Origin of the sequence: Bifidobacterium sp. SKU (assembly GCF_026016405.1) — a bacterium.
In the GTDB taxonomy this organism is placed as follows: domain Bacteria; phylum Actinomycetota; class Actinomycetes; order Actinomycetales; family Bifidobacteriaceae; genus Bifidobacterium; species Bifidobacterium bifidum.
This window is the reverse complement of sequence record NZ_CP092890.1, coordinates 1,603,702-1,621,795: the sequence shown is the minus strand read 5'-3', so window position 1 is coordinate 1,621,795 and position 18,094 is coordinate 1,603,702. Positions and strand designations below refer to the sequence as shown.

General features: G+C 62.7%; 14 protein-coding genes and 1 rRNA gene. 11 read left to right on the top strand and 4 right to left on the bottom strand.

All coding sequences use genetic code 11. The features are described from left to right. The first annotated feature begins 89 nt into the window (after window positions 1–89). The 7 genes from rrf to MMB49_RS06925 all read left to right on the top strand — a co-directional run bounded on the left by rrf (window position 90) and on the right by MMB49_RS06925 (window position 7,130). Window positions 90–206, top strand: a 5S ribosomal RNA gene (gene rrf, locus MMB49_RS06955). A gap of 181 nt (window positions 207–387) precedes the next feature. After that, entirely contained in the window at window positions 388–936 is a 549-nt protein-coding gene (locus MMB49_RS06950; RefSeq protein ID WP_080545182.1) for a matrixin family metalloprotease, read from the top strand. Window positions 937–1,095: 159 nt separating this feature from the next. After that, complete coding sequence (locus tag MMB49_RS06945; RefSeq protein WP_021648653.1) at window positions 1,096–1,563, top strand: hypothetical protein; 468 nt, start codon at window positions 1,096–1,098, stop codon at window positions 1,561–1,563. A gap of 424 nt (window positions 1,564–1,987) precedes the next feature. Further along, window positions 1,988–2,998: a pyridoxal-phosphate dependent enzyme gene (locus tag MMB49_RS06940; protein WP_013363729.1), complete on the top strand. Its 1,011-nt coding sequence runs from the start codon at window positions 1,988–1,990 to the stop codon at window positions 2,996–2,998. Between the two features lie 101 nt (window positions 2,999–3,099). Continuing rightward, window positions 3,100–4,287 carry a cystathionine gamma-synthase gene (locus MMB49_RS06935; protein WP_047270672.1) on the top strand — a complete coding sequence of 396 codons (1,188 nt, stop codon included), beginning with the start codon at window positions 3,100–3,102 and terminating at the stop codon, window positions 4,285–4,287. 186 nt (window positions 4,288–4,473) lie between these two features. After that, window positions 4,474–6,474 (top strand): RecQ family ATP-dependent DNA helicase, encoded by a 2,001-nt coding sequence (locus MMB49_RS06930; protein ID WP_047270670.1) that lies wholly within the window; start codon window positions 4,474–4,476, stop codon window positions 6,472–6,474. A 170-nt stretch (window positions 6,475–6,644) separates the two neighbouring features. Beyond that, window positions 6,645–7,130 carry an S-ribosylhomocysteine lyase gene (locus MMB49_RS06925; RefSeq protein WP_014760494.1) on the top strand — a complete coding sequence of 162 codons (486 nt, stop codon included), beginning with the start codon at window positions 6,645–6,647 and terminating at the stop codon, window positions 7,128–7,130. Between the two features lie 120 nt (window positions 7,131–7,250). Here MMB49_RS06925 and MMB49_RS06920 read toward each other — a convergent pair whose 3' ends face one another. Further along, window positions 7,251–7,844: a GNAT family N-acetyltransferase gene (locus tag MMB49_RS06920; protein ID WP_022173885.1), complete on the bottom strand. Its 594-nt coding sequence runs from the start codon at window positions 7,842–7,844 to the stop codon at window positions 7,251–7,253. A gap of 177 nt (window positions 7,845–8,021) precedes the next feature. Between MMB49_RS06920 and MMB49_RS06915 the strand changes: the two genes are divergently transcribed. Further along, window positions 8,022–8,507 carry a hypothetical protein gene (locus tag MMB49_RS06915; protein ID WP_003817915.1) on the top strand — a complete coding sequence of 162 codons (486 nt, stop codon included), beginning with the start codon at window positions 8,022–8,024 and terminating at the stop codon, window positions 8,505–8,507. A gap of 169 nt (window positions 8,508–8,676) precedes the next feature. On the opposite strand, the gene MMB49_RS06910 is transcribed toward MMB49_RS06915, so the two are convergent. Further along, the gene (locus MMB49_RS06910) at window positions 8,677–10,104 is read right to left on the bottom strand and encodes an APC family permease (RefSeq protein WP_265086104.1); all 1,428 of its coding nucleotides are present in this window, start codon (window positions 10,102–10,104) and stop codon (window positions 8,677–8,679) included. A 234-nt stretch (window positions 10,105–10,338) separates the two neighbouring features. Between MMB49_RS06910 and alr the strand changes: the two genes are divergently transcribed. From alr to dnaG, 3 genes are all read left to right on the top strand, one after another. Continuing rightward, window positions 10,339–11,697, top strand: a complete 1,359-nt coding sequence (gene alr / locus MMB49_RS06905) for an alanine racemase (protein ID WP_003817919.1) — start codon at window positions 10,339–10,341, stop codon at window positions 11,695–11,697. Window positions 11,698–11,811: 114 nt separating this feature from the next. Continuing rightward, entirely contained in the window at window positions 11,812–13,092 is a 1,281-nt protein-coding gene (locus MMB49_RS06900; protein WP_022173884.1) for a deoxyguanosinetriphosphate triphosphohydrolase, read from the top strand. Window positions 13,093–13,137: 45 nt separating this feature from the next. After that, entirely contained in the window at window positions 13,138–15,237 is a 2,100-nt protein-coding gene (gene dnaG / locus MMB49_RS06895; RefSeq protein ID WP_047270664.1) for a DNA primase, read from the top strand. A gap of 313 nt (window positions 15,238–15,550) precedes the next feature. On the opposite strand, the gene MMB49_RS06890 is transcribed toward dnaG, so the two are convergent. Together MMB49_RS06890 and MMB49_RS06885 are read right to left on the bottom strand one after the other, a co-directional pair. Beyond that, the gene (locus MMB49_RS06890) at window positions 15,551–16,420 is read right to left on the bottom strand and encodes a MurR/RpiR family transcriptional regulator (RefSeq protein ID WP_047270662.1); all 870 of its coding nucleotides are present in this window, start codon (window positions 16,418–16,420) and stop codon (window positions 15,551–15,553) included. Window positions 16,421–16,550: 130 nt separating this feature from the next. After that, window positions 16,551–17,768, bottom strand: coding sequence for an ATP-binding protein (locus tag MMB49_RS06885; protein WP_047270661.1), 1,218 nt, complete (start codon window positions 17,766–17,768; stop codon window positions 16,551–16,553). Window positions 17,769–18,094 lie beyond the last annotated feature (326 nt).

Below are 18,094 nucleotides of genomic sequence, written 5' to 3'. Positions count from 1 at the left end.
CAGTCAACAGCAACCGCGTCCATTGTCCGGTCCCCGAACCGCCACACGCCGGCGGGAAACCCCTGTTTCCCGGCCGATAACCCAAGATTTGCGGCGGCCATGGCCCAGGAGAGACGCCCGGTCCCATTCCGAACCCGGAAGCTAAGACCTGGCACGGCGATGGTACTGCACCCGACAGGGTGTGGGAGAGTAGCACGCCGCCGCACCACACGACAAGGACCCCCGGACGAGGCCAACAACCCCCGGGGGCCCTTCTTGTGTATGTTTTTGCTTTCTTCTTATAAATCGAGTATTATAAATTAATAACAGCATAGGTTGCTGTGTTGCTACTTCACGGATATAAATCTTGTCTCTGTAACTTTCCGTTCTTATCAGAAAGGTGCGAAGATGTCTAAGCTGCAACGCTGCAGGAAGTGGCCAATAAGTTTAGTATCAACGCTATTGTCATTCTTATTTTTGATGAGCATGGTGCCAGTCGCGAGTGCCTATTCTTATAGCAAGAGTCATTGGCTCAATAAGAACCAGGTTGTAATGCTTATGGCCACGGTGAAAGGCAATTACTTGACTTCGGCCAAGCAGGCTGTCTCCAATATTAATTCAGCAACGAAAGTTGGATTCTCGACCGGAACGCGGATGGTTTGGCAGGCAACTTCTCAGAATTTCGGCAAGAATGGGTGGGAAGGACAATCGGCCTATACATTTTTAGCGTCCGGGTATACTAAAGACGCGGTTTCGCGTGTAAATACCTATTATATGAAGTCATCTTACCCGGTTGCCCGCATGAGAGTGCTTTGGCTTCATGAGTTTTCTCATTGTTGGGGATTGGGGCATTCTACGATCAATACAGTGATGTACAAGAGTGCATCTGACGCTTACAACAATGGTGTCAGATATCTCACGTCAGATGATATCAAAGGTATTAACAGTAGATATTGAGGTGACACGATGAAGAAGATTTCAAGGATTAGATGGCTAACGACCCTTATGGGGTTGGTAGTGTTGATGTTTACGTGCGCGGGTTGCGGTCAGACAGCGGCACAATCTAATGTTCCCAAGCCGGATGCTTCTCAGTCGCGGGTACGCATTTATGAATCCATGGTAGAACTTGAGGACGATAGTCCCCTGATTATTACCGGAGAAATATCGAGAACTTCCGTGATTCGGGATATTGATGATATTACTGATTTCACGTTACTTGACGTGAAGGTCTCGCAGACGCTTAAGGGAACCGTCAACAGTGGCAGCATTATTGTACGTCAGACTGGTTCCGCGGAGCAGGGGAGCGCGGAGACTCTGCTGCAGACCGGTGACGTGGTCATGTTGTTTCTTACGCCGACCGATTTGCCTGGAGAACAGTCATCTCAGTACTATGTGACCGGTGCGACTGCCGGCGTATACCGAGTGACCGACGATACGCAACAATCGTGGAACGTTTTGCGGTCTCAACATGGTAACGCTTCTGATGCATGGCAGCCGGTATTTGAGCGAGTCAACGTAGATTCGGGGGATGAGCTTCCATCAGAGCTGACACCTGCGCAAGTGTACGAACAGGTGAAAGACTAGCCGGTACGTGAGTGGATTCGTCGAAATGACATTCGATGGGTCCACTCACGCCGCTATGCAATTTATGGGCTAGCGCAATGACGGCAGTCATCTGATATCACATTGTGGATGCGCTGTCGCGTGTCTTTCTGAGATGCTGATACTATGTCAGGCATGACGTATCTTTCATGTTGTTGTCGCTGACCGACGCCTGCGGGCGAACGGTTGACGACGCATACTTGAAATACGGTTCATTCTTGATGATTCCCCGATGTCGCATGATTGGCACAACAATATCTGTAGCAGGTCATACAACGGGACGGCAAAGACCAACACCATCATCGACGATCACCATCCACCTGTTTCAACTGCGTTCAACCCATCTGCCCGGTATACGAAACCGAATAACGCACCAATCGAAACGCAGAAGGAAACAGGATCCACGATGACCATTCACAACAGTCTTTCCGAACTCATCGGCAACACGCCACTCGTAAAGCTTCATCACGTCACTGACGGCATCAAGGCGACCATCGCCGTCAAAGTGGAGTATTTCAATCCCGGTGGATCCTCCAAGGACCGCATCGCGGAGCGCATCATCGACGCCGCCGAACGCTCCGGACAACTCAAGCCCGGCGGTGTGATAGTCGAACCGACCTCCGGCAACACCGGCGTCGGGCTCGCGCTCGTCGCACAGCAGCGCGGCTACCGTACGATCTTCACGCTGCCAGACAAAGTCTCCGAATCCAAGCGTGCCGTGCTGCGCGCATACGGCGCCGAAGTCGTCGTCACCCCCACCGATGCGGGCCCCGACGACCCGCGCTCCTACTATCAGGTCGCCGAGCGCCTTGCCAACACGATTCCCGGAGGATTCCGCCCGAACCAGTACGACAACCCCAACGGACCGTTGAGCCACTACTACACCACCGGCCCCGAGATCTGGGAAGCCACCGACCACAAGGTCACGCATTTCGTGGCCGGCATCGGCACCGGCGGCACGATCTCAGGCACCGGCAAATACCTCAAGGAGGTTTCTGACGGCGCGGTCACGGTCGTGGGCTCCGATCCGGAAGGCTCCATCTACTCCGACCCGAGCGACGTGCACCAATACGACATCGAAGGCGTGGGGGAGGACTTCTACCCGAAGGCGTTCGACCGGAACATCACCGACGATATCGTGCAGGTCACCGATCGCGAGGCGTTCGAGATGACACGTCGCCTGGCCGCGGAGGAAGGACTGCTCGTCGGCGGCTCGTCCGGCATGGCCGTCGTCAGCGCCCTGAAATACGCGCGTGAGCACGATCTGGACAGCAATCAGGTAGTCGTCGTGCTGCTGCCGGACTCCGGCCGCAGCTATCTGGAAAAGATCTTCAACGACGACTGGATGCGCGAGAACGGCTATGGCGACATCGTCGAGCGGACCTCCAGGCCGTCACTTGCCGAACAGTACCTGTAAGGCCCGGCCAAAGCCCCTCCTGAACCGCGTCCGCGAACCCGAACTTCAATATTTCAATATCGAATCAATACAGCAAACTGCAATATAAGGAAACAACCATCATGACCATCACCATCTCCACCAACGCCGCAGCCCTCGCCAACACCACGCTCGCCACCCGTGCCATCCACGCCGGTCAGGAGCCCGACCCGACCACCGGCGCCGTCGTCACGCCGATCTACATGACCTCCACGTTCAAGCAGGACGGTGTGGGCGGACTGCGTAACGGCTACGATTACAGCCGGTCCGTCAACCCCACGCGAAACAGCTTCGACGCGCAGCTCGCCGCCGTCGAAGGCGCGAAATACGCGCTGAGCTTCTCTTCCGGACTTGCCGCGATTGACGTGCTGCTGCGGGCCACGCTGAAGCCGGGCGACAACATCCTGCTCGGCAACGACGTGTACGGCGGCACCTACCGTCTGCTCGCCAAGGTGTTCGTGCCGTGGGGCATCGGGCTCGACGTGGTCGACATCACCGACACGGCCGCCGTCGCCGCCGCGCTTGAAGCCAAGCAATACAGGTACATCTGGGTGGAGACGCCCTCCAACCCGCTGCTTAACATCACCGACATCGCCGCGACTGCCGACGTCGCGCATCGGCACGGCACCAAGGTCGTGGTGGACAACACGTTCGCTTCCCCGGTGCTGCAGCATCCGCTCGACGACGGTGCCGACGCGGTCGTGTATTCGACCACCAAGTACATCGGCGGGCATTCCGATGTGGTCGGCGGCGCGATCGTGCTCAACGACGAAGAAACCCGCGACGCGGTCGCGTTCCTGCAGAACGCCGCCGGCGCGGTGCCATCCCCGTTCGACTCGTGGCTGGACATCCGCGGTCTGAAGACCCTGGCCGTGCGAGTGCAGCGCCACAGCGAAAACGCGCTGAAGATCGCGCAATGGCTGGAAACCCGTCCGGAAGTGGAGCGCGTGTGGTACCCGGGACTGGAATCCCACCCGGGTCACGAGATTGCCGCCCGTCAGATGCACGGCGGCTTCGGCGGCATGATTTCCGTGCAGCTCACGGCCGGTTTCGAGGCGGCCAAGCGGTTCGCCGGCGCCACGCAGATCTTCACGCTCGCCGAGTCACTGGGCGGAGTGGAGAGCCTGATCGAGCACCCGGGCGCGATGACCCACGCCTCAGTGGCCGGCACCACGCTGGAGGTGCCCGCGAACCTGGTGCGCCTGTCCGTCGGCATCGAAGGCGCCGACGACCTGATCGCCGACCTGGAGCAGGCCTTCGCCGCCATCTGATTCGGCGGCACGCCGACGGGCATGCATGCAAGGCCCGGTTTGCGTCCATAAGTGCGCGCACTTGTCGTTTCGGCGCGCACTTAACGACGCTTTTGGGACGACGGAGAAGGAAAGAGAAGGGGAGAGAGGCAGCCCCGACGCTGTACTCGAAGGAGCGGTGGCCGGAATGCGGTAATGTTGGGAGGCATGACAGATCAGGTGGCGGCGCTGGGGGCGCTCAAACGGTATTTCGGCTATGACTCGTTCCGACCGGGGCAGTCAGGGCTCGTCGACGCGATCCTCGCCGGGCGCGACGTGCTCGGCGTGATGCCGACCGGCGCTGGAAAATCCGTGTGCTACCAGATTCCGGCCACGTTGCTGCCCGGCGTCACCATCGTCATCTCCCCGCTGATCTCCCTGATGCGCGACCAGGTAGACGCGCTCAACGACGCCGGCATCCCGGCCGCATACGTCAACACCACCCAGGGCGGCGACGAGCAGGCCATGGTGCTGGCGCAGGCCGCGCAAGGCGACATCAAACTGCTGTATGTGGCCCCCGAACGACTGGAAACCGAACGGTTCCGCAACTTCGCCACACGCGTGCCGATCTCGCTGGTGGCCGTCGACGAAGCCCACTGCGTGTCGCAATGGGGACAGGATTTCCGTTCGTCGTACCTCGGCATCGGCGAGTTCATCGCCGGCCTGCCGGCCCGGCCGACCGTAGCCGCGTTCACCGCCACCGCCACCGAGCGCGTCCGCCGCGACATCATCGGTATCCTGGGGCTCAACGCCCCGCAAGTCACCGTCACCGGATTCGACCGGGAGAACCTGTACTTCGATGTGCTCAAGATCGAGACCAAATACAAGGCGGCATGGGTCGCACGATACGTAGCCGAGCATCCGGACGAATCCGGCATCGTCTACTGCGCCACGCGCAAGGAGACGGAGGCACTCGCCGCGGCCCTCAACCACACCGTGCCGGCGTTGCGCGGAGCGGCGGGCGGCAATGCGGCAGACTCCGTCATGCGCGATGGCCCCGTCGCGGTCGCCTACCACGGCGGAATGCCGGCCGACGTACGCAACCAGGCGCAACGCGACTTCGTCACCGACGCCGTGCCGGTAGTCGTCGCCACCAATGCGTTCGGCATGGGCATCGACAAGTCGAACGTCCGCTACGTCATCCACCACAACATGCCGGAAAGCATCGAGGCATACTATCAGGAAGCCGGTCGCGCCGGCCGAGACGGGGAGCCGAGCCGATGCACGCTGCTGTGGAACGAATCCGACATCGTCACCCGTCGGCGCCTGCTCGACATGGACAACGACAACGAACGGCTGACCCCGGAAGAGCGCGAGACCGTGCGCATGAGCAAGCGCCGTCTGCTGGACGGCATGATCGGCTACTGCCGTACCACCGACTGCCTGCACGTCTACATGACCCGCTACTTCGGCGAGAACACGTCAAGAACCGGCACATGCACGGGCGGTTGCACGAATTGCGACAGCACGTTCGAAACCCTTGACGTGACCGACATCGCGCGGTCAATCAGCCGATGCGTGCACGATGCCATGTACGATTACGACGATCAGGGGCGACCGACGTGCGGCCCCGTGCGCCAAGGCCTCGGCTCGGGGAAAATCGTGGCGATACTGCGCGGCTCCAAGGCAAAGGACCTCATCGCGCGGCATCTTGACAGGTGCCCGAGCTACGGTCGTCTGCACGATGCGCCCGAAGCCCGAATCCGCGACGTGCTCAGCCAGATGGCCACCGACGGATTCCTCTCCATCGCCGAAGGGCGGCTGCCGATCGTCGGCTTCGGGCAGCGCGCGGCGGAAACGGTCGCGCCCGAATTCCGATATGAGATCAAACGGGTCGAGCGCAAGGCCGCCGGCGCCGGAACGGGCGTGACGTCACGGACCGATTCCAGTTCGAAATCCGCGGCGTCGGACGGCCCGGCATTGGGCTCGTACGCCCCCGACGACGAGAACGAGACGTTGTTCCAGAAACTGCGCGAACTGCGTCTGTCCATCGCCCGCGAGAACAGCCTACCCCCATACATGGTGTTCAACGATCGCACGCTGCGCGACATGGCCCGTCTCCGTCCCATCACCGACGCGCAGTTCCTCGCCGTCAACGGCGTGGGTGACAGCAAGCTGGCCAAATACGGCAAGCGATTCATGGAGGCCATCGCCGGCTTCGACGATTGACAGCGCCGTTACATCGCACCGGACTCGCCTCGTGTGCCGTATATGCCGTATATGAGGAACGCCTATAGCCAAGAATGCGGCGAGACGCGCGCGATAGTGAGACAATGGTCGATGGAATGCCGGCTAACGGTTGTACGCGCCGGCGTCATATCGAGCAAAAGGAGTCTGCGATGGCAGAAGAAAAGCCGATTGTCGAAAGTTTCCAGCTGGATCACACGAAGGTCAAGGCGCCGTACGTGCGTTACATCGACACAGAGACCGGCCCCAACGGCGACGTGATCTCCAACTATGACCTGCGTCTGGTACAGCCCAACGAGAACGCGATTCCGACCGCAGGCCTGCACACCATCGAGCACACCATCGCCGTGCTGCTGCGCGAACGCATCCCCGGCTACATCGACTGCTCTCCGTTCGGCTGCCGCACCGGCTTCCACCTGCTGACCTGGGGCACGCACTCCACCGAGGATGTGGCCCGCGCCCTCAAGGAATCGCTGGAATTCATCGCATACAAGGCCACGTGGGACGACATTCCCGCCACGACCGTCGAAAGCTGCGGCAACTACCGTGACCACAGCCTGTTCACCGCCAAGGAGTGGTGCAAGGACATCCTCGCCAAGGGCATCAGCTCCGACCCGTTCGAGCGCAAAGTCGTCTGAGGCTGGGACTGGCCGACACAGCCGTATTCCCGGCATTGGCCCGGGTTATGGGATGAGGGCGGCATCGGTATCGGACCGGTGCCGCCCTCATCGTTGTTTCGTCACTACCTCATGCGTCGACTATTCCACGCGGAAGATGTTGCGCCGCGGAATCAGCTGGACCGAATCATCATACGGATTATCCTGCCACAGCGTCTTCACTGCATCCTCGGCGCTCGCCCGCATCACGATGATGTCCAACGGCTTGCCGTCGCGCTCGATCGCATGCTGCATTCGGTCGATCTCCCGGAAGCCACGTTCCGCGAACATGTGACGGGCGCGAAGGTTATGAGCCGCCACACGCACCGTGATCGTGGCCACTCGCATGTCATGCAGCCGGTGCAGCGCGATCGTCAGCGCCTGGCTGCCATACCCATGCCCCTGATAGTACGGTCCAACCATGATCGACAGCGTCGCGTCACGCTCGGGATCGGCAATACCCCAGGCGCTGATGCAGCCGACGCACAGCCCCTCCTGATTGCGAATCGCATACCCGAAACCGGAATCCGACTCCTCATGGCACCAGATGCGGAAACGCTCGATGTTGTCCTCCACCGGCAGCGGATCCACCTCCTTGCGGCATCCGTCCGCAATCTTGCAGTTGTTCCACCACTGCGCGAACAGCGCAAGGTCATCCTCCGACGCCGGTTCCAGCGAGACCGTATACGTACTCATCGCTTGCTCTCCTTCGATGAATGTCATCCGCCCTCATCATAACGACTCCCGGTAAACGGCACATGCACTCCAATCGGACGAGTGCCCATGATAGCCTTACGGCCAGTTGTCCAACACACGAACATGAGGTGACCGGTGACTGACAGTGCTTCCCAGCGGCGATTCCGACACGCGACCATGCGCGACTACCCGCACATGCAGAAGAACTACGCGCGCGCCCGCGAGCTGATGGCACGCAACGGCAACCCCACCCAATGGGGCGACACCTTCCCCAAAGACGACGTCGTACGCGACGACATCGCGCAGCGACGCGCCATGCTGCTCGTCGACGAAGTGGGCGGACACGAGCGCATCCTCGCGCAATTCGCGCTATGCCCCGGCGAAGACCCCACCTACCATCACATCGACGGCGCCTGGCTCGACGACGATTCCTACGTCACCATCCACCGCATCGCGTCCTCCGGCCTCGTCAAGCACGCCGCCCGCGACTGCATCGCCTGGGCCCTCAAGCATTACGGCAACGTCCGCGCCGACACCCACCCCAACAACAAGGCCATGCAGCACGTCCTCGAAACCAGCGGATTCGCCCGCTGCGGCCTGATACAGCTGCTTGACCGGCCCACCGATACGACAAGGATCGCATATCAGCGTCACGAGTGGTAACGCCCGGCACGAAACAACGGCGCGTCGCCTGCGTTGCTCCTCAGTCGCCGAACATGCTCCCGCTGGCGGGAGCTGTCGCGCGCAGCGAGACCGAGGGTGGTCTGATGCACTACTGGCCGTGAAGACCACCCCCAGTTGCTTCGCGACAGCCCCTGCCAGCGGGAGCACGTTATTCCGCGTCGGATGCGTTCAGCTTGGAGCGCTTGCGGCCGTAGGCGAAGTAGACGATCAGTCCCAGGCCGAACCAGACCGCGAACCGCACCCAGGTCTCCCAATTGAGACCGGCGATCAGCACCATGCAGAATGCGATTGCCAGAATCGGTGTGAACGGCACGCCCGGAGCGCGGAACCCGCGATGCGCGTCCGGCTGGGTCCTGCGCATCCACATCACGCCGGCCGACACAATGATGAATGCGGACAGCGTACCGATGTTCACCAGCTCGAACAGCACGTTGATGTTGATGAAGCCGCCCGCAAACGCGGTCAACAGTCCGAAGAACCACGTCCCCTTGAACGGGGTGCGGTACTTGTCATGCACGTCGCCGAAGAACTTCGGGAACAGGCCGTCACGGCTCATCGCGTAGCAGATGCGCGACTGGCCGTACAGCTGCACCAGCATCACCGTGGTCATGCCGATCAGCGCGCCGAGGTTGACGATCACCGCCAGCCAGTTCATGCCGGTCTTCAGGATCACGCTGGCCACCGGCGCGTCGATGAACTGCGCGAACTGCTCATACGGCACCACACCGGTCATGATGAGCGTCATCACGATGTACAGGATCGTGGAGATGACCAGCGAATACAGGATGCCACGCGGCAGCGTCCTGTTCGGGTTGACGGTCTCCTCGGCCGACGACGACACCGCGTCGAAGCCGATGAAGCTGAAGAACACGATCGACGCGGCCGGCACGATGCCATACGGCTGCGTCGAACCGGGCTGGAACTGGTAGATGCCGTACGGCGCGAACGGCTTCCAGTTGGACGGGTTGACATACCAGATGACGCACACGATGAACAACACGATGATCGCGAGCTTGATGAGCACCATGATGTCGTTGGCCTTCTTCGTCTGGTTGATGCCGATCGACAGCACCCAGGTGATGAGCAGCACGATCACGAAACCGGGAAGATTGAAGTATGTGGTCGTATTGGGGTTGGTGCCGTACGCGGCGGTCAGCTCGACCGGCAGATGCAGTCCGAACCCTTCGAGCAGCTTGTTGAAATAGCCGCTCCATCCGGCGGACACCGTGGCCGCCTGCAGCGCGTACTCCAGAATCAGGTCCCAGCCGATCACGAACGCGATCAGTTCCCCGAACGCGAGATAGGCGTACGAGTATGCCGAGCCGGAAACCGGTGCCATCGACGCGAATTCGGCATAGCACAGGCCGGCGAAGCCGCAGCAGACCGCGGCCAGCAGGAACGACACCATCAACGCCGGGCCGGCGGTCAGCGCGCCCTTGCCGGTGAGTACGAAGATGCCGGTGCCGATGATCGCTCCGATGCCCAGCATCGTCAGGTCGAACGTGTGCATCGTGCGTTTGAGCGGGGTGGATTCGGCGACAAGCTGATCCACCGATTTCTTGCGAAACAGATCCATGGTCTTCTCTCAATGTATGGAATGGATTGGGCTGTACCGGACGGCGTTCCGGGACCCCGGCACGCCTCAACGCCGGGAATCTGATGCGGCGGCGGTCGACCGCGGACGCCGCGAATATGCGTCGTATAGCATACGGCAATGCGCCGGACAACGCCACTGCCGGCTGAGGTCGGATTCGTGCCGTCATGCGACGCGCTCCGGCATTCGTCATCATGCCGCGCCACAATAAGAGCCATGACTTTGAACGCAGCATCCGAATTGCAGTTTTCATCCCCGGCTGGCGAAGCCAACTACCGGGCGGCGCGACGCCGGTACCCCGCGCAGGCGATCGTCGACCTGGCCACGTTGAGGGACAACATGGCCCACTTGGTCGATGTGGTGGGCGGCCCGCATTCCGGCACGGCGGTGATGGGCGTGGTCAAGGCGGACGCCTACGGGCACGGTCTGCTGCCGGCCGCGCTGGCGGCGCTCGCGGGCGGCGCGACCTGGCTGGGCACCGCGCAATCGCATGAGGCGCTGCTGCTGCGCAAACTCGGCATCGGCCCGGACCGCTGCCGCATTCTGACATGGGTGTACAACGGCATGGATGTGCCGTTCGACGAGCTGATCGACAACGACATCGATATCTCCGTCGGCTCGCTGGCGGGCATCGACGCGCTCGCCGACGCCGCGCGCCGGCTCGGCAAACCCGCACGCGTGCATGTCAAGGTCGACTCCGGCTTCGGCCGCAACGGCTTCACGCCGGCCGGATTCGACGCGGCCCTTGCCAAGCTGGTGCCGCTTGCGCATGAGGGCGTGCTGCACATCGTCGGCCAGTGGAGCCATCTGGCGGTCGCCGACTCGCCGGATGTGCCTGAATTCGTCGCCTCCACCGACCGGCAGATCGAATCGTTCACGGAATTCACCCGTCGCATGGAAGCCGCGGGCATCGCGCCCGAAATACGCCATCTGGCAAACACCGCGGCCACGCTCAACCGTCCCGAGATTCATTTCGAACTGACCCGTCCGGGCATCGGCCTGTACGGCTACGAGCCCGACCCGGCGATGGGCACGCCGCGTGACTGGCATCTGAAGCCCGCCATGACATTGCAGGCGCAGCTCGGTACGGTCAAGGACGTGGAGGCCGGGCACGGCGTCTCATACGGTCGCACGTACCTGACGCCCGACAACACCAGCACCGCCATCGTGCCCCTCGGCTACGCCGACGGCATCCACCGTTCCGCGTCCGGCTTCGACATGCAGGGCGCCAAGCATGTCGAGAAGGCCGGCGGTCCCGTGCGTGTGATGACCAGCGCCGGCCCGCGCCTGCTGCACGTGTGCGGTCGCGTGTGCATGGACCAGTTCATCGTCGACCTGCACGGGTCGGCCGCCGAGCTTGGCGTCCATGAGGGCGACACCGTGGAGTTGTTCGGACCCGGTCGCGGTGAGCAATACGGCGAGCCGACCGCCGACGACTGGGCGCGCGCCGCCGACACGATTAGCTACGAGGTGTTCACCTGTCTGCGCAATCGCATCCCGAGGCTCTACCTGCATGCCGCCGACGTGCTGCCCGCCGCGGACCTCGCCAAGCTCGATCCGGCGAGCCTGCTGTAGACCCGCCGCGCGTCGCGCACATTGCACGCATTGCGAGGACGGCGTGACCGGCTCCGTCCAAGGAACCCTTTGCTAAACTGGATACCGGAACGTGGCGACGGCAAGGGAGGTCCCATGAAATCCGAGGACAGCGGCGAACGCATACCAGCAGGGGAGGGGTACACCGCATTCGACGAGCAGCGCTGGGCGGGCGAGCCGCCGAAGTCGAAATCGCGCACTGCCTTCGAGCGCGACCGCGCCCGTGTCGTGCACTCGTCGGCGCTGCGCAGGCTCGGCGCGAAGACGCAGATCCTCGTGGCGGGCACCGACGATTTCGCCCGCACCAGGCTCACCCACACGCTTGAGGTCGCCCAGATCGGACGTCAGGTCGGAGCCATGCTCGGATGCGACCCGGATGTGGTCGATTGCGCGTGCCTGTGCCATGATCTTGGCCACCCGCCGTTCGGTCATAACGGCGAACGGGCGCTCGCCGACATCGCCGCCGACATCGGCGGATTCGAAGGCAACGCGCAGACGCTGCGCCTGCTCACCCGGCTGGAGCCGAAGGTCTTCCACTCCGACGGCCGGTCGGCCGGCGTGAACCTGACCAGGGCTTCGCTGGACGCGGCCGTCAAATACCCGTGGACCCTCGCCGAAGCGGCCAAGTACGACGGTGGCCGCGGCGTGAAGTTCTGCGTGTACCCGGATGACGAGGACGTGTTCCGCTGGCTGAAGACAGGCGCTCCCGAAGCCCGCAAACCCATGGAATGCCAGGTCATGGACCTGTCCGACGACATAGCCTACAGCGTCCACGACGTCGAGGACGCCATAGCGACCGGCGCGTTCAACCCACTGGTGCTCGCCGACCCGCGAATGATCGGCCGCATCATCGAGGCGACGCGCTCATGGTACGGCTCGAAATGGGATGCCGACGAGCTGGAGCGGGCGTTCGGAAGGCTGCGGCGGCTGCGCATGTTCCCCGACCACTTCGACGGGTCGCGCCAGGCGCTGGCGCAACTGAAGAACATCACCTCGGACCTGATCGGACGCTTCGCATGGTCGGTGGAGAACGCGACCCGCGACACGTACGGCGACGGGCCTCTGACCCGGTATTCGGCGAACGTGGTGATCCCCGAGGAGACCAGCTACGAAATCGTGGCGCTCAAGGGCATCGCCGTGTACTTCGTGATGGCTCCTCGCGAGCACGAGCCGTTCCACCAGGAGGAACGCCAGATCATCAACGATCTCATCGACGTGCTCATGGCCGATTCTCCGCGCCCCTCCAGTGCGCTTGAGGCCGTGCTCCTGCAGGATTGGGACGAGGCGACGAACGACGGCGAGCGCCTGCGCGTCGCGGTCGACCAGGTGGCCTCCCTCACCGACAGCTCCGCCCTTGCGTTGCATTCGATCCTGTGACGGCCGCGGCGGCCTCAGGCACGGCTGACGTTAGACTGGTGGGCTATGGCTGGAATGATTCTGAAGGAAGACGTGGAGAAGGTGCGCGCCGCCGCGGACCTGTACGACATCGTGTCCGCGAGCGTGACGCTGCGGCCTTCCGGCACCGGCACGTTCGTCGGCCTGTGCCCGTTCCATGACGAGAAGACGCCGAGTTTCTCCGTGCGGCCTGCGCTGGGCGTGTGGCATTGTTTCGGCTGCGGTCTCGGCGGCGACGTGTTCGGCTACGTTGAGCATCAGGAGAACATCGATTTCCGCGAGGCGGTGGAGCTTCTCGCCGACAAATACCATATCGAGCTGCATTACGAGAATTCCGGTGGGCGCACCGAGCATTCCGGGTCGAAGCGGGCCAGGCTGATCGAGGCCAACGAGGAGGCTCAGCGTTTTTTCATGTCGCAGATCATGAGCAAGGAGGCTCTGGCCGCGCGCAAGCTGCTCGGCGGACGCAATTTCAGCCGGGCGGACTGCGAGCGTTTCGGCTGCGGGTACGCGCCTCAGGGGTGGGACAATCTGGTTCGCTATCTTGCGTCCAAGGGGTTCACGCAGCAGGAGATGCTTGACGCCGGGCTTGCGAGGCAGGGACAGCGCGGCGTGTACGACTATTTCCGCGGCCGCGCCACATGGCCGATTCGTGATTCGACCGGGCGTACGCTCGGCTTTGGCGCGCGCAAGCTGTATGACGACGATCAGATCGCCGCGAAGTACATCAACACGCCGGACACCCAGCTGTACCGTAAGACGCAGGTGCTGTACGGCATCGACTTGGCGAAGTCGTCCATCGTGAAGAAGCGTCAGGTCGTCATCGTCGAAGGTTACACCGATGTCATGGCGATGCATCTGGCCGGCATCGATACGGCGGTGGCGACCTGCGGCACGGCGTTCGGCGCCGAGCACGCGAAGATCGTGCGGCGGCTGGTCGCCGATGATTCGCTGGGCGCGGTGCAGCTGGTCGGCCCGCTGAACGTTCCCGGGCAGGCATTGAGCTCGCGCATCGTGTTCACGTTCGATGGCGATGCCGCGGGGCAGAAGGCCGCGCTGCACGCGTTCGGATTGGATTCGGCGTTCCTGTCGCAGACGTTCGTCGCCGTTGCCGACGACAATCTCGACCCGTGCGATCTGCGCATCAACCGTGGCGATCAGGCGGTGCGCTCGCTGATCGAGCATGCGAAGCCGTTGTATGATTTTGTGATCGATGCCGCGATTGGCCGGTTCAACACCACGTATGCCACCGGGCAGATGGGCGCGGTGAAGGCTGTGGCGCCGCTCATCGCCCAGATTCGCGATCGTTCGCAGCGTGACCTGTATGCGCGCAAGGCGACGCGCCGCATCGGGGTGGATCTGGACATCATGCAGCGCGAGGTGCGTTCGGCGCACGGCCAGCTGCATGTGCGCGACGAGGACGCCTATTCGCTCCGGCGTCGTTTCGGCGCGGGCAACGGCGAGGGCGCAGGCCAGCCTCGTGTCGAGCCCGGCTCGAATCCGTATGCGAATCCGGCCGAACGCCGGGCGTTGGAGCATCGAGCTGCCACAGAGCAGTCGTATTTCCGCATCGACGATGCGGTGTTCATCTGCGAGCAGCAGTTCATGGCCACGCTGATTCAGATTCCTCGTGCCATCAACCGCACGATGTTCGCGTCGCTCAACGAGGACTCGTTCGTCGCCCCGGTGTTCCGCGCGTTGTTCCTCGCCATTCAGGCCGCGGGCGGATTGCCGCCGGATGATGCGCCGCAGGGGTTGTGGATGCATAATCTCAACAAGGCCGGCGGATTGACGCTGACGACGGTGATCAATGAGCTCGCGGTGCTGCAGCTGCCCCTGCCTCCGTCAGATCAGGATCGGGCCGTCGCCGGATCCGGCGTGCCGGGCGCTGCCAATGCGGCGGCCGTGCAGCTGCGTCCGGCGAGCCCCGCCGAGACCCGGTACGCCGCCGAACTGTTGGCCCGTCTTCTGGACATGGGATACATGCGGCGCATCGCCGCGGCGCGCCGGCGCATGGCCGGCATGCCCGAAGGCTCGGAAAAACTGGAACTGCTCGGCGAAATCACCAAATTGGAGACCTCTCGCAAGGACCTGCAAGCGCAGGTCTACGGTAACACCGTCGGCTGAGTCGAGCATATTTCGTCGTTTGTCTTCCGTCGCGCCGCCTGATGCGGCACCATTGCGTGTGATGCCTATGGCATCCCGTCCGGTGTTCAGTTGTGTCACGGACGAACTTCTCGCCGTGATTCCATCATCGGCTCCCGCGGGGCGGCCGGATTCCGATCTGGTGGAAAGTTGGGGGAAAGGAGAGTGGACAACGAGTTCGATTACGGCTGATGCACGTAGTTCTGTAGTTTGCGGGGGGGGGTGGAATGGGCTGGGCGTCACGGAGCCCCACGCGAGCCTTCATGGAACCTTGCGGATATGCGGATGATGGCGGTCAGCCGCGGAACTCGCGGTCGGCGATTATGCGGCCGGAACGGTCGAGCTCGGTGGAGAATCGGCCGTAATCGCTGAGGATCACGCTCATGTACAGCATGTCGACGGTGATGCTGTGCGCCACGCGCGAGAAGATGGCGTTGCCGTAAATCGCCATGTCGCCGCGACCGGTGAGCAGCGTCACGTCGGCCCAGTTGGCCAGCGGGGTGCCGGTGTTGTTGGTGACAGCGATGGTGTGCGCGCCGGCGGATTTGGCGAGTTGCAGCGCTTTCACGGTGTCGGCGGAGCTGCCGGAGTGAGAGAACGCGATGGCCGTGTCGTCCTTCGTCAGATGCCCCGCGCCGATCTGCTGCAGGTAGGTGTCGGCGTTGAACCGGCATTGCAGTCCCAGATAAGTGAGTTTGGTGCACAGGTCGAGCGCCGGAGACATGGAGTTCTCCACGCCGTAGATGTCGATCATCCTCGATTGCGCCAGCAGCGTCGTCGCCTTGTGCAGCGCCTTGCCGTCCATGGCCGAATGCAGCTCGTCGATGAGCGTCTTCGCCCGGGTCATGGCCTTGCCCGGCACGTCGTCGGGATTGTCCCACGGATTGAGGTCGAAGCCTTCGAGCGGGTCGAAGGTCACCGAGCGTTCCTCCTGCGGGTGCCGCAGCACGTATCGCAGCTCACGGTATCCGCCGAAGCCCAGTTTGCGGGCGAAACGGATGACGGTGGGCTGACTGACCCGGGAGATTTCTGCGAGCTGGCCGACCGTCAGCCCCGCGGCCTCGTCAAGGTGGGAACGCACGTATCGTGCGACCGCCTGTTCCGCCGGACGCAGGGAAGGATACACATGATCGATGCGTTCGCGAACGCCCACCGAGGATTGCACGGTACTATCTCCTTGTTTCGGAACCAGCCTTGAGACTACTGTGCCGAGTTGAGGGGATGACTGCCTGCGGTTGGAGAGCAGATGAACGGAAATTGAATTTTCGGTGGGGGAGTCTCCGCCGGCGCCCGCGTCAGGGCATGCTGTAGCGTGTGGCCCGGGATCTGCCGCGTTTGAGGACCCGTCCCTGCTCGACCAGATGATGCAGCACGTATGTCATCTGGTTCTTGGTCGCGCCGAGATTGTCGGCTATCTGCTGGCGGCTCAACGGCACGCCGGCCTGTGCGATGCAGTGCAGGGTCACTTCTTCGAGCGTCTGTCCGGCGTTCGGCGGCAGTTGGGCGGTTGCCGCGGGGGATGTGATGCGTCTCGGCGCGATGAGCGGCGACGTGCGCAGCGCCGACCCGTCCGACAGGCGCACGGGGACGCACCCGATGACGCGTGTGCCGGCCAGAGCCACGGTCGGATCGCTGGTGGCCGTCGTCATGATGGTGGGGAATGCGTACATCTTCGCGTGGCCTTGGGCGGCGTCGTGCCCGTCGGCGCCTTGTGCGGAGCCGCCCTTTGTGGCGTCGCCGCGCGTGCGCGATCCACCCGGCGACGGCTGCGACGGCAACGGCAGCACCATCACCACCGAGGACGTGCCCACGCGGATCTGCGGGTTGTCGGAGGCCTCGTCGTATTCCTCCATGATGCGGCGGATCCCGGTGCCGTAATTCTCGCTGAATCCCAGTCTGGTGAACAGTTCGGCCAGCCGGGGGTTCCTCGGCTGGCTGATGCCGTTGAGCAGGTCGTTGATCTCGATGCCGTCCATCAGCCCACCCAGTGACACGATCTCGACGCGGCTTGGGAAGATGTTGACCAGAGTCGGGCCGGGGAATGCGTAGTCGCGATGCAGCACGGCGTTGACCAGCGCCTCGCGCAGCGCGTCCGGCGGGCATTGGCGGCCGTCGTCGCGTCTGTTGTGCCCGTTCAGGAACGTCATGGCGTCATTGAGCTGTCCGATCATGGAGCCGCTCAGTTCGATGCGTTCGCTGATGGGTGCCTTGACATCGCCGTCGAACGTCGCGCATTTGATGGTGAACGGGCATTGGTCGGAGATGATCAGCGCGGTGTTGGTGAACATGCCGCGCTCCTTGAGATGCAGCGCGTCATGATCCGGATCCCACGGGATGTTCGCTGAGGCGAATGATTGCTCGGCGTATGAGAACGTCAGATGCTGGTTCGATGAGATCTCATGGTCGAACGGAACGATGCCGTGCGCGAAAGAGGGTGTGGCATAGGGAGCGGCGGCGTCCGGGCTGCCGCCGGCCGTACTGCCGCCCGAGCCGTCGTTCGCCGCGGCCGGCATTCGTCCTGTGTCATTCCCCATAGTCTGATAGTAACGTTGCGAGGAGACACGCTGAATCATCATCGAAAATCAGCGCAGTTCGGCGTATTTGGCCGCATTAGGGCCTTGCAGGGGTGGAGGCTTGGCCGCCATGCGGTGTTCGCGCGCGGCCTGCGCGACGTTGTCGGCCGGTTTGCGTCCCTAAGTGCGCGCCGAAACGACGACCGTGCGCACTTTGATACGCAAACAGGATCATTTGCGTTCCTATGTGCGCGTACTCGTCGTCTCGGCGCGCACTTAGCGACGCAACAGGAGATGCCGGTTCCGTCCGCGGCTCGTGCGGGGAG

Excerpts from the sequence above, each read along its gene's own strand:
- MMB49_RS06950 (WP_080545182.1), top strand. The coding sequence starts at position 388 with ATGTCTAAGCTGCAACGCTGCAGGAAGTGGCCAATAAGTTTAGTATCA.
- MMB49_RS06945 (WP_021648653.1), top strand. The coding sequence starts at position 1,096 with ATGGTAGAACTTGAGGACGATAGTCCCCTGATTATTACCGGAGAAATA.
- MMB49_RS06940 (WP_013363729.1), top strand. The coding sequence starts at position 1,988 with ATGACCATTCACAACAGTCTTTCCGAACTCATCGGCAACACGCCACTC.
- MMB49_RS06935 (WP_047270672.1), top strand. The coding sequence starts at position 3,100 with ATGACCATCACCATCTCCACCAACGCCGCAGCCCTCGCCAACACCACG.
- MMB49_RS06930 (WP_047270670.1), top strand. The coding sequence starts at position 4,474 with ATGACAGATCAGGTGGCGGCGCTGGGGGCGCTCAAACGGTATTTCGGC.
- MMB49_RS06925 (WP_014760494.1), top strand. The coding sequence starts at position 6,645 with ATGGCAGAAGAAAAGCCGATTGTCGAAAGTTTCCAGCTGGATCACACG.
- MMB49_RS06920 (WP_022173885.1), bottom strand. The coding sequence starts at position 7,844 with ATGAGTACGTATACGGTCTCGCTGGAACCGGCGTCGGAGGATGACCTT.
- MMB49_RS06915 (WP_003817915.1), top strand. The coding sequence starts at position 8,022 with ATGCGCGACTACCCGCACATGCAGAAGAACTACGCGCGCGCCCGCGAG.
- MMB49_RS06910 (WP_265086104.1), bottom strand. The coding sequence starts at position 10,104 with ATGGATCTGTTTCGCAAGAAATCGGTGGATCAGCTTGTCGCCGAATCC.
- alr (WP_003817919.1), top strand. The coding sequence starts at position 10,339 with ATGACTTTGAACGCAGCATCCGAATTGCAGTTTTCATCCCCGGCTGGC.
- MMB49_RS06900 (WP_022173884.1), top strand. The coding sequence starts at position 11,812 with ATGAAATCCGAGGACAGCGGCGAACGCATACCAGCAGGGGAGGGGTAC.
- dnaG (WP_047270664.1), top strand. The coding sequence starts at position 13,138 with ATGGCTGGAATGATTCTGAAGGAAGACGTGGAGAAGGTGCGCGCCGCC.
- MMB49_RS06885 (WP_047270661.1), bottom strand. The coding sequence starts at position 17,768 with ATGCCGGCCGCGGCGAACGACGGCTCGGGCGGCAGTACGGCCGGCGGC.